9 protein-coding genes are annotated in these 11,284 nt (G+C 68.4%); 6 read left to right on the forward strand and 3 right to left on the reverse strand.

What is annotated here, in order from left to right:
• Nucleotides 1–13: 13 nt before the first annotated feature.
• Nucleotides 14–1,165 carry a hypothetical protein gene (locus HZY97_RS13525; protein WP_180144440.1) on the forward strand — a complete coding sequence of 384 codons (1,152 nt, stop codon included), beginning with the start codon at nt 14–16 and terminating at the stop codon, nt 1,163–1,165.
• On the opposite strand, the gene HZY97_RS13530 is transcribed toward HZY97_RS13525, so the two are convergent.
• Nucleotides 1,162–1,830 carry an ABC transporter ATP-binding protein gene (locus tag HZY97_RS13530; RefSeq protein ID WP_180144442.1) on the reverse strand — a complete coding sequence of 223 codons (669 nt, stop codon included), beginning with the start codon at nt 1,828–1,830 and terminating at the stop codon, nt 1,162–1,164. The genes HZY97_RS13525 and HZY97_RS13530 overlap by 4 nt on opposite strands.
• Nucleotides 1,831–1,941: 111 nt before the next feature.
• Here HZY97_RS13530 and HZY97_RS13535 point away from each other — a divergent pair, with 111 nt between their 5' ends.
• Genes HZY97_RS13535 through HZY97_RS13550 form a run of 4 tightly spaced genes read left to right on the forward strand, consistent with a single transcriptional unit; the run spans nt 1,942 to nt 6,230 of the window.
• The gene (locus tag HZY97_RS13535; RefSeq protein ID WP_218943030.1) at nt 1,942–3,282 is read left to right on the forward strand and encodes a glycosyltransferase family 1 protein; all 1,341 of its coding nucleotides are present in this window, start codon (nt 1,942–1,944) and stop codon (nt 3,280–3,282) included.
• Nucleotides 3,275–4,366, forward strand: a complete 1,092-nt coding sequence (locus tag HZY97_RS13540) for a polysaccharide biosynthesis/export family protein (RefSeq protein ID WP_180144444.1) — start codon at nt 3,275–3,277, stop codon at nt 4,364–4,366. The genes HZY97_RS13535 and HZY97_RS13540 overlap by 8 nt, the downstream gene beginning before the upstream one ends.
• Nucleotides 4,363–5,409: a hypothetical protein gene (locus HZY97_RS13545; protein WP_180144446.1), complete on the forward strand. Its 1,047-nt coding sequence runs from the start codon at nt 4,363–4,365 to the stop codon at nt 5,407–5,409. Before HZY97_RS13540 ends, HZY97_RS13545 begins: the two co-directional genes overlap by 4 nt.
• Nucleotides 5,409–6,230, forward strand: a complete 822-nt coding sequence (locus HZY97_RS13550; RefSeq protein WP_180144448.1) for an FkbM family methyltransferase — start codon at nt 5,409–5,411, stop codon at nt 6,228–6,230. Before HZY97_RS13545 ends, HZY97_RS13550 begins: the two co-directional genes overlap by 1 nt.
• 70 nt (nt 6,231–6,300) lie before the next feature.
• On the opposite strand, the gene HZY97_RS13555 is transcribed toward HZY97_RS13550, so the two are convergent.
• Nucleotides 6,301–6,762 (reverse strand): Lrp/AsnC family transcriptional regulator, encoded by a 462-nt coding sequence (locus tag HZY97_RS13555; RefSeq protein WP_180144452.1) that lies wholly within the window; start codon nt 6,760–6,762, stop codon nt 6,301–6,303.
• Between the two features lie 98 nt (nt 6,763–6,860).
• Between HZY97_RS13555 and putA the strand changes: the two genes are divergently transcribed.
• Nucleotides 6,861–10,445 (forward strand): trifunctional transcriptional regulator/proline dehydrogenase/L-glutamate gamma-semialdehyde dehydrogenase, encoded by a 3,585-nt coding sequence (putA, locus tag HZY97_RS13560; RefSeq protein WP_180144454.1) that lies wholly within the window; start codon nt 6,861–6,863, stop codon nt 10,443–10,445.
• A 16-nt stretch (nt 10,446–10,461) separates the two neighbouring features.
• On the opposite strand, the gene HZY97_RS13565 is transcribed toward putA, so the two are convergent.
• Complete coding sequence (locus tag HZY97_RS13565) at nt 10,462–10,791, reverse strand: hypothetical protein (RefSeq protein ID WP_180144457.1); 330 nt, start codon at nt 10,789–10,791, stop codon at nt 10,462–10,464.
• Between the last annotated feature and the right edge of the window lie 493 nt (nt 10,792–11,284).

Consider the following 11,284-nt stretch of genomic DNA (forward strand, 5'->3'; position numbering starts at 1 on the left):
CGAGATGGCGGGCATGAACCGCATGGTCCATCTTTCCCCGGCCGAGGACGCGGTTCCGCTCGCCGACCGTAAGCGTTGGTGGCGCCATCCGTTCGCCTTCGCCGTGATCCTGCCGACCTTGCTCGCCGCGCTCTATCTCTTCGCGATCGCCAGCCCGCAATATGCCTCCGAAGCGCAGTTCGTGGTGCGCGGGCTCGAGGCGCAGGGGCCGCGCGTCGGCGGCATGGGCCAGTTGTTCGGCCTGGGCGGTGCGCTCGCGCCCGGCCAACAGGAGGCGCAGAGCGTCCGCGAATATCTGCGCTCGCATGACGCCGTGGCGGCGCTCAAGGGGAAGGGCGTCGACCTTGCCGCGCTCTACGCCCGGCCCGGCATCGACTGGCTCTCGCACCTGCGCCCCGCCCGGCCGCGCGCCGAGACGTTGCTCGACTTTTATCGCGGCCATGTCGACGTGACCTTCGATCCCGACGACAATATCACCCGCCTCTCGGTCCGCGCCTTCGCGCCCGAGGATGCCCGTCGGATCGCCGGGGCGCTGCTCCAGCTCGGCGAGGAACGGGTCAATGCCTTCAACGCCCGGCTGTTCGACGCCTCGCTGCGCGCCGCGGCAGCCGATACCCAGGCCGCCGAACAGGAACTCGGCACCGTCGAGCGCCAGCTCTCCGCCTTCCGCCAGGGCAATGCCGACATCGATCCTGCCGCCAGCGGTGCGGCGGGGCAGAAAGCATTGGCGGAAGCCGAAGTCGATCTCGGCCGCCAGCGCGCGCTGCTTGCCGACATGCGCCGCCAGCTCAGCCCCGCCAGCCCCCAGGTCCGCGCCGTCGCCGGCCGCGTCGCAGCGCTGCAGGCCGAAGTCGCCGCGGCGCGCGGCCGGATCGCCGGCCAGCCCGGTGCGGTCGCCGCGCGGCTGGGCAATTACGAAGAGCTGCGCCTGCGCCAGGATTTCGCCGCCAAGCGCTACGAAGCCGCCCGCGCCCGGCTCGAGGAAGCCCGCGCCCGCGCGGTCAAAGAGCGGTTGTTCGTCGTCCCTGTCGTAGAGCCCAACCTCCCCGAAAAGCCCGATCGCCCCACGCCGTGGCGCACGACCCTGCTGATCTTCGCCGCGCTGGTCATCGCCTATGGCATCGGCTGGATGCTGCTCGCCGGGTTGCGCGAGCACCAGGCCTAGGCGACTTTCACCTCGCGGGCGCTGAAATGCCGCGCGATCGCTTCCTCGATATGGTCGTAAAAGGTCAGCCGCCCGCCTTCGAGTACCGCGCCGGTGTCGCAATAGTCGCGCAGCGTCTGCATCTCGTGGCTCACCAGCACCAGGCTGGCCTTGCGCCGCCGCTCCATCAGCGCGGCATGGCAGCGCGCGCGGAAGCGCTCGTCGCCCGCGGCAATGACTTCGTCGATCAGATAGCAGTCGAAATCGACCGCCAGGCTCGCGGCAAAGGCGAGCCGCGCGAGCATCCCCGCCGAATAGGTGCGGATCGGCATGAACAGATAGTCGCCCAGCTCGGCGAAATCCTCGACGAAGCCCAGTACCTCGTCCACCGGCCGGCGGTAGATGCGCGCGATGAAGCGGACATTGTCGGCGCCGCTCAGCGTCGACTGGAAGCTCGAGGCATAGCCGATTGGCCAGGAGACGCGCATGTCGCGCTCGATCGTGCCAGCGCTCGGCTTCTCCACCCCGGCGATCAGGCGCAGTAATGTCGTCTTGCCCGCGCCGTTATGCCCGCAAATGCCGATCGACTGGCCGGGCAGGATAAGGAAACTCGCCGATTCGAGCACGTTCCGCCGCCCGCCGCCGCGCAGCGGGTAGGATTTGGCGACGCGGTCGAAGCGAATCATGGCGTCAGGCTAAACTGCTGGCGCAGCTTGTGAAAGTGCAGGCTTCGCAAGCGCTTTACGGCATGCCGCCCACCCCTGTACGACAGGCGGAAGAAAGGGGGACGGCGCCGCATGCGGTTGATGATCGACGGCTATAATCTGGCGCTCCCCCAGGGCACGGGCGTGGCCACCTATGGCCATCAGCTCGCTTCCGCCGCGCAGGCGCTCGGGATCGGAGTCGAGGGGCTGTACGGCCTGAAGGCGCCGTTCAACCCGCGGTTGCGCGAAGTGCTGTTCTACGAAGCGCTCGGCAACGGCCATGCGACCCGCCGGCCCTTCCCCGCCAGCCCGGCATGGCTGCGCGAGCTCGGCTGGCTGGCCACTCCGCGCCGCGCCCGCGCCATCCCGATCGACGGCCAGGTGGTCGCCCGCCAATTCGCGCACCGGTTGCCGCGCTTCGATGCGCTCCACAGTTCGCCCGACCTGTTCGACCTCGCCGCGCGCAACTTCAAGCGGACCGGCTTCTTCACCCGCGCCATGATCCCCGGCGGCGCGCCCGATGTGATGCACTGGACCTACCCGTTGCCGGTCCGCATGCCCGGTGTGCCCAATCTCTATACGATTCACGACCTGGTGCCGCTCAAGCTCCCCTATGCGAGCGCGGACAACAAACGCTTCTACGCTAGGCTGATCCGCAAGGTCGTGGCGACGGCAGACCGGATCGTCACCGTCTCCGAGGCGAGCCGCGCCGACATCCTTCAGCTCTTCCCGGAGGCCGAGCCCAGGCTGGTCAACACCTGGCAGGCCGTTCGCCTGCCCGCAGGCGCTGCCGAGGACCCCGAGGAGGAAGTGGCCCGCGCCGTGCGCAGCATCTTCGGGCTCGATTGGCGCGGCTATTTCCTGTTCTTCGGTGCGATCGAGCCCAAGAAGAACCTCGCGCGGCTGATCGAGGCCTATCTCTCGCTCGGCACCGATACGCCGCTGGTGATCGTGGGACAGCGCAGTTTCGGCAGCCGCCAGGAATTGCGCCTGCTCCGCCGCGACGAGTTGAACCCGCTGGTCGCGCAGTTCCGCAATGTCCGCCGGATCGACTATCTCCCGCGCAGCCTGCTGCTGCGCCTCGTCCGCGGCGCAAAGGCAGTGACCTTCCCGTCAATCTACGAAGGCTTCGGCCTGCCGGTGCTCGAGGCGATGGCGCTCGGCACGCCGGTGCTGACTTCGAACACCAGCGCGCTCCCCGAAGTTGCGGGAGATGCGGCGCTGCTCGTCGATCCCTACAGCCCCGCCGCGATCGCCGCCGGCCTGCGCGCGCTCGACAGCGATGCGGAGCTGCGCGAGCGGCTGTCGGCGGCCGGCAAGGTCCGCGCCGAATTCTTCTCGCCCGAACGCTACAGCGAACGCCTCGCCCGCCTCTATGGCGATTTGTTCGAGGAACGCGCCCGTGCCGGCACGCTGCGGCCCGCCCATGCGTAGCGGCCTGCTCCTTTGCGCGCTGCTGCTGGTCTCGGGCTGCGCGGCCTTGCCCGCCGCCGCGCCCACCGCGCACCAGGTGGTCGATCCGGCCGCAGCCGCCGGCGTCACCGTGATCGACATCGTCGATGCGCCCGGCCTCGCCGCCGAAGCCGAGCCCGAAGCGCCCGTCTGGCCGATCGCCGACGCCGCTCCGGCCGACAATGCGATTGCGGTCGGTGACCGGTTGAGCGTCACTGTCTTCGAGGTCGGCTATGCCCTGTTCGGCGCAGCGAAGGACGACGCCGCGCCCAGCGCCGCCGGCCGCGCCTTGCCCCGGATGGAAGTGGGCGAGGCCGGCACGATCGACCTGCCCTATATCGGCACCGTCCCGGTGCTCGGCCGCACGCCGGAGGCAGTTGCAGGCGATGTCGAACGGCGCCTGCGCGGCCTGTCGCAGAACGCCCAGGCCAGCGTCACTGTCGATCGCGGCCCGGCGCGCAGCGTGGTGGTCAGCGGCGACGTGAAGACGCCCGGCCGCCAGCCGCTCACCGCTGCGGGCGAACGCCTGCTCGATGTGATCGCGGTCGCCGGCGGCCCCACCGCCCGTTCCGCCGACACGTCGGTGCGGCTCACCCGCGCCGACCAGTCTGCCGAGATCCGCCTCGATCGGCTGCGCGTCGGCGCGTCCGCCAATGTCCGCCTTGCCCCCGGCGACCATGTCGAGCTGCTCCGCGCGGTCCGCTCGGTCACCGTGCTCGGTGCCGCGCGCACCGTCTCCGAGCTGCCGTTCGACAGCGACGCGCTCAGCCTTGCCGAGGCGCTCGCCCGCGCCGGCGGCCCGCTCGACAGCCAGGCCGATGCCACCGGCGTGTTCGTCTTCCGCTATGAGCCGGCACTGGTCGATGGCGTTCGCAAGGAGCTGCCGGTGATCTACCGGCTCAACCTGATCGATCCGCGCAGCTATTTCGCCGCGCAGCGCTTCCGCATGCACGAGAAGGACGTGCTGCTCATCGCCAATGCCCGCTCGGCGCAGTTCGGCAAGCTCGTCCAGCTGCTCAACACGCTGATCACGCCGGCGCTCACCGTCGAACTGCTGACCCGGTGACCGACCCCCGGGTCGAAGGCATCGCATGCCTCGCCGGGATCGCGCAGTGGAAGCGCAAGCGGCTCGCCGCGATGCTTTGCAACGCGCACGGACCGGTATTTGCAAACACGGCGCATCAGGCGGTGCAGACGGCAAGAGGGCGCGGCGGCGCGATCGCCTGCTGGGCCTCGCGGGCGCCTGCCGGTCTGGAGGCCGAAGCCGCTGCTGCGGACGTGCCGATCTGGTGGATCGAGGATGGCTTTATCCGCTCGGCGGGGCTGGGCGCAGCGCTGGTGCCGCCCTGCTCGATCACGCTAGACAGCCGCCGTCCGCATTACGACGCAGCCGGCCCGAGCGATCTCGAAGTCATGCTCGAGACACGCGATTTCACGGCTGAGGAGATCGCCCGCGCCGAACATCTCCTCGCCCGGCTGCGCGAGACCGCGGTGACCAAGTACAACCTCGCCGGCCCGACGCCCGATCTGCCCCGCGGACGCCGCATCGTGCTGGCGATCGGCCAGGTCGAGGACGATCGCTCGATGCTGCTCGGCGGGCTGGGGCTCTCCACCGCCGATCTGCTCGCCCGCGCGCGTGTCGAGGAGCCCGATGCCTATCTTGTCTACAAGCCGCATCCCGATGTTGTCGCCGGATTGCGCAGCGGCGCGCTCACCGCACCGGAGGCGGACCTGATCCTGCCTTATGCCGATTTGCCGCGCCTGCTCGATCGGGCCGACGCGGTACACACGCTCACTTCGCTCGCCGGGTTCGAGGCGCTGGTCCGTGGCCGCGATGTGGTGGTGCACGGCGCTCCCTTCTATGCCGGCTGGGGCCTGACGCGGGACCATGCCGCGCCGGCGCGCCGCACCCGTCGCCGCTCGCTCGCCGAACTCGCCGCCGCCGCGCTGATCGCCTATCCGCTATATGCCGATCCGGTGACCGGCGCGCGCTGCACGCCCGAGCATCTTGTCGAGGCACTGGCCCGAACCGGTCCGAAAAGCCCGCGCGCCTCGATTGCCGCGCATCTGGCTGCATGGCATGCCGCCCGCCGGGCAAGGGAGCGATGATGGAAACGGCACCGATCTACGACATCTGGCGCCTGCTGTCCGAACCGCGCGACCAGGTCGAGGCCGAGATCCGCGCGCTGTGCCGCACCGCCTATTGCGGCGATCACACGGCGCTCGCCCGCGTCCTTGGCCGCTACAAGCTCTATGTCGACACGCGCGACACCGGCATCGCCGCGCATCTGATGCTCGATGGCTTCTGGGAGATGTGGGTCACCGAGGCGATGCTGCGCACGGTGCGGCGCGGGGCCACCGTGATCGATGTCGGCGCCAATCTCGGCTTCTTCACGCTGTTGCTCGCCGATCTGACCGGGCCGGAGGGCCGGGTGCTGTCCTTCGAGCCCAATGACGGGTTGGCGGGGCGGCTGGCGTCGAGCATCGCGGTCAACGGCTTCGGCCCCTTCACGGCGCTCCATCGCTGCGCGCTCGGCGCCGCTGAGGGGCTGGTCGCGCTCGACGTCGAGACCCATGCGCCGGGCGGCGCGCGGGTTCGCGAGGATGGCGCCGGGTTGATCCCGATCCGCCGGCTCGACAGCTTCCCCGAAGCGCTCGATGCCGAGTTCATCAAGATCGATGTCGAGGGGCATGAGCAGCAGGTGTGGCGCGGGATGACCGGCATCCTGGCGCGCGGCAATCCGCTCACCGTGTTCATGGAGTTCACCGTCAATCGCTATCCCGATCCGGCGGGCTTCCTGTCCGAGATTCTCGGCGAGGGCTTTGCGCTCGGGCTGATCCATCATGACGGGCAGATCCGCCCGATCGCCCCGGACGAGCTACTCGACGGTCCGCACACGATCGATCACATGCTCTGCCTCAGCCGCTAACCATAGGAATCCTCTCCCTGCGGGAGAGGATTTGCGGAACGCCGACGGCCTCACGAGACGTGAATGCGATCTAATCCTTCACCGTCTCCATCGCGACATAGGTCGAGGTGCTGGCGACATGCGGCAGGCTCGAGATCTTCTCGCCCAGCACGATCCGGTAGCGGCGGATGTCCGCGGTGCGCACCTTGAGCAGATAGTCGAAGTTGCTCGCCAGCATATGGCACTCCTCCACCTCGGGAATGCGCCGCACCGCCGCGTTGAACTCCTGCAGCGCCTTTTCGCGCGTGTCGGCCAGCTTCACTTCGGTGAAGGCGATATGGTCGAGACCCATCCGCGCCGGATCGATGATCGCACGAAAGCCGCGGATGACCCCTGAATCGGTCAGCCGCTTGAGCCGCACCTGCGCCGGAGTCTTCGAAAGCCCGACCTGTTTCGCCAGCTCGGTAACCGTCATCCGTCCGTTTCCGACCAGAGCGTCCACTATCTTGCGATCGAACTCATCCAGTTCGACTGCGGGTGCGTCCTTTTTCATACATTTGGCCTAGCATGTGCCCGGCAATATGGCCATTCCGCCTATGATGGGGCCCCGATAAGTCGGATCGACTAGCGATTTAGGCGTATACGTAGCACATGAACCTGTCCGCTCCGTTCGCCGCCTTCGCCCCGCCCGTCCGCCTGGCGACTCCCCTCCGCGCGGCGATCACCGCTGCCTATCGCCGCGACGAGGCGGAAGCGCTAGCGCCGCTGATCGAAGCCGCGACGCTCGACGAGGCCACCCGGGCGGCGGTGCGCGAGACGGCGACTCAGCTGGTCACCGGCCTGCGCGCCCGCAAGCGCAGTGGCGCGGTCGAATCGCTGGTCCAGGAATATGCGCTGTCGAGCGAGGAAGGCGTCGCGCTGATGTGCCTCGCCGAGGCACTGCTTCGCATCCCCGACGATGCCACCCGCGACGCGCTGATCCGCGACAAGATCGCCGATGGCGACTGGCGCGCGCATCTCGGCGGCAAGCCGCTCTTCGTCAACGCCGCGACCTGGGCGCTGGTGGTCACCGGCAAGCTGGTCGGTACCGCCGACGACAAAGGGCTGGGCGCCGCGCTGATGCGCCTCGTTGCCCGCGCCGGTGAGCCGGTGATCCGCCGCGCCATCGATATCGCGATGCGGATGATGGGCGAGCAGTTCGTCACCGGCGAGACGATCGCCGAGGCATTGAAGCGCGCCCGCCACGAGGAGGCCAAGGGCTTCCGCTACAGCTATGACATGCTCGGCGAGGCGGCGACCACCGGTGCTGACGCCGAGCGCTATTACCGCGATTACGAGAATGCGATCCACGCGATCGGCAAGGCGTCGGCCGGGCGTGGCATCTATGAAGGTCCCGGCATTTCGATCAAGCTGTCGGCGCTGCATCCGCGCTATGCCCGCTCGCAGGCCGAGCGGGTGATGGGCGAGCTGCTCCCCCGGGTGAAGACGCTCGCGGCACTGGCCCGCAGCTACGATATCGGCCTCAACATCGATGCCGAGGAAGCCGACCGGCTCGAACTATCGCTCGACCTGCTCGAAAGCCTCGCGCTTGACCCCGATCTCGCCGGCTGGAACGGCCTCGGCTTCGTCGTCCAGGCCTATGGCAAGCGCTGCCCCTATGTGCTCGACTGGATCATCGATCTCGCCGCACGCGCTGATCGCCGGATCATGGTCCGGCTGGTCAAGGGCGCCTATTGGGATGCCGAGATCAAGCGCGCGCAGGTCGATGGGCTGCCCGATTTCCCGGTCTACACCCGCAAGATCCACACCGACGTGGCCTACATAGCCTGCGCGCGGAAGCTGCTTGCCGCCACCGACCGCGTCTTCCCGCAATTCGCCACGCACAACGCCCAGACGCTGGCGACGATTTACCAGCTCGCCGGCCCTGACTTCGCGGTCGGCAAGTACGAATTCCAGTGCCTGCACGGCATGGGTGAGCCGCTCTACGAGCAGGTCGTCGGCAAGGAGAAGCTGAACCGCCCCTGCCGTATCTACGCCCCGGTCGGCACGCATGAGACACTGCTCGCCTATCTGGTCCGCCGCCTGCTCGAGAACGGCGCCAACTCCTCCTTCGTCAACCGCATCGCCGATCCCGACGTGCCGGTTTCCGAGCTGGTCGCCGATCCCGCCGAGCAGGTGAAGGCGATGTCGCACCCTGGCGCGCATCACGATCTGATCGCGCTGCCGCGCGCGCTCTATCCCGATCGCCGCAATTCTGACGGGCTCGATCTCAGCAACGAGGATGCGCTTGCCGCACTTACCGAAGCGCTCCAGTACAGCGCCACGATCGATTGGCGCGCCGCGCCGGCGGACGGGCAGGGTACCGAACGCAAGGTTTTGAACCCTGCCGATCACCGCGACACCGTCGGCATCGTCGTCGAAGTCTCGTCAGAGGCCGCCAGCACCGCCGTTGCCCGCGCCGCCGCGTCTTCCTGGAGCGCGACCCCCGTCGCTGATCGGGCGGCGATACTCGAACGCGCCGCCGATGCGATGCAGGCGCGCATGCCGGTCCTGCTCGGCCTGATCGTGCGCGAAGCCGGCAAGTCGCTGCCCAACGCCATTGCCGAAGTACGCGAAGCGATCGACTTCCTGCGCTATTACGCCGCCCGCGCCCGCGCCACCTTCGGCCCGGCCCAGGCGCCACTCGGCCCCGTGGTCTGCATCAGCCCGTGGAACTTCCCGCTGGCGATCTTCACCGGCCAGGTTGCCGCCGCGCTGGTCGCGGGCAACCCGGTGCTCGCCAAGCCGGCCGAGGAAACCCCATTGATCGCCGCGCAGGCGGTGGCCTTGCTCCACGAGGCGGGCGTTCCCGCCGATGCGCTCCAGCTTGTCCCCGGTGATGGCCCGATCGGCGCCGCTTTGGTCGGGGCGCCGCAGACCGCCGGCGTGATGTTCACCGGCTCCACCGACGTCGCCCGGCTGATCCAGCGCCAGCTCGCCCCGCGCCTGTCGCCCGCCGGCAAGCCGATCCCGCTGATCGCCGAGACCGGTGGTCAGAATGCGATGATCGTCGACAGCTCGGCGCTCGCCGAACAGGTTGTCGCCGATGTTCTCGCCTCGGCGTTCGACAGCGCCGGCCAGCGCTGCTCGGCACTCCGCATCCTGTGCCTGCAGGAAGAAGTCGCCGATCGCACGCTGGCGATGCTCAAGGGCGCGCTCAAGGAGCTGCGCATCGGCCGCACCGACGCACTCCAGGTCGATACCGGCCCCGTGATCACTGCCGAAGCGCAGGCCAATATCGAGCATCACATCTCGACGATGCGCGGACGCGGGCATCGCATCGAGCAACAGGCGCTGCCGGCGAGCGCCGCGCACGGCACCTTCGTCGCGCCGACGATCATCGAGATCGATACGATCGCCGATGTCGAGCGCGAAGTGTTCGGTCCCGTCCTCCACGTGCTGCGCTATGCCCGAGACGACCTCTCCGCGCTGATCGATGCGATCAACGCCACCGGCTATGGCCTTACCTTCGGCCTCCACACCCGGCTCGACGAGACGATCGCCGAAGTCACGTCGCGGGTGAACGCCGGCAATCTCTATGTGAACCGCAACGTGATCGGCGCGATCGTCGGCGTGCAGCCCTTCGGCGGGCGCGGGCTTTCGGGAACCGGGCCCAAGGCCGGCGGGCCGCTCTATCTCGGCCGCCTGACCCACGACGCCCCTGTGGCAGTCGAGCCCGGCGCCACGCCGGCGTTGCTGACCGAATTCGCCGACTGGCTCGATGGGCAAGGGGAGGCCGATGCCGCCGCCACCGCGCGCCGCTATGGAGCAGCCTCGGCGCTGGGCGTAGAGCGCGAGCTTCCCGGTCCGGTCGGCGAGCGCAACCTCTATGCGCTTCATCCGCGCGGCCGCATCCTGATGCGCCCCGAAACCCGGGCCGGCCTGTTCGAGCAGATCGCCGCCGTACTGGCGACGGGCAATCGCGGCGCGCTGGAGGGCATGACGTTGCCCCAGGGCCTGCCGCCGCGCATCGCCGCAGTCTTCGCCCCTGCATCCGGTACGCACCCCGCATCGGCGCTCGTCGAAGGCGATCCAAAGCCGCTCGCCGAGCAGATGGCGGCGCTGGACGGCCCGATCGTCTCGGTCCTGACCCGCGGCGAGGCTGGCTATCCGCTCGACCTGTTGCTCGAGGAAGTGTCGATCTCGATCAACACCACCGCGGCCGGCGGCAATGCCAGTTTGATGACCATCGGCTGAAGGCGGGCGGCTGGGGCTAGTCCCCGGCCGCTTCGGCGCGCCGCAGATACTCGTCGGCCATCTCGAAGCGGATGCGGCGTACCGCAGGGTCGTCGGTGTCGGCTGCCCGTGCGCGCTCTTCCCGGGCGCGGCGCTGGAGATAGGCCCGCTCGTCTTCCTCTTCTGCTATTTCCGGCCTGGCTTCTTCCGCCTTGGCGGAGGGCTGCGGAGCCTTGGGCTCGGTCGCCAGCGCCTCATACATCGCGGCGAGCGTCAGGTGTTGCTCCTTGGCGCTCCCCGTTAGCTCAGCGGCCATCTCGCGCTGATGCGCTGCACGCGCCTGATAATAGTCATGCTGCTTGTTCATGCATGCCCCGTCCGCATCCGTGCGGGCTCCACCCCATTACTGTACCACAAAACAGACTGGAAGGTTTCGCCAATGCGCACGACGCCACGGAGGCCGCGCTGTCGCCAGGCGCGGCACCATGGCCTGAACCCGTATGAATGCACGCGGGCCGGTTCGGTTTCGCGATGTTTTTTCAGATTCCGAAAAAAACTGCATTTTAGCGGTTGACGCGAATCGGTTGGGCTCATAGATGCCCACCTCCCGGCGGCGAGGCACTCGCTTCTCCGCTCTTCCGGGCCTCGGTCCGGGCAGTTCTCAACTAGCTGGTAGGGCTTTCGCCTTACTGACTTGGGCCCCTCCAGGGGATGTTCGAAGTTCGCTTCGAGCAAGGACGCGCTCTTTGACATTGTGATTTTGATGAAGGGACATGTGGGCGGCGGCCCTGGGTCTCACGGCTTCTAGGCGTGAGTAACTCAGATAAACCAAGCCGTTCCATGGGCTTAGCTTTGTCGGA

It is taken from the genome of Sphingomonas sp. R-74633 (assembly GCF_013416555.1).
Lineage (GTDB): Bacteria > Pseudomonadota > Alphaproteobacteria > Sphingomonadales > Sphingomonadaceae > Sphingomonas.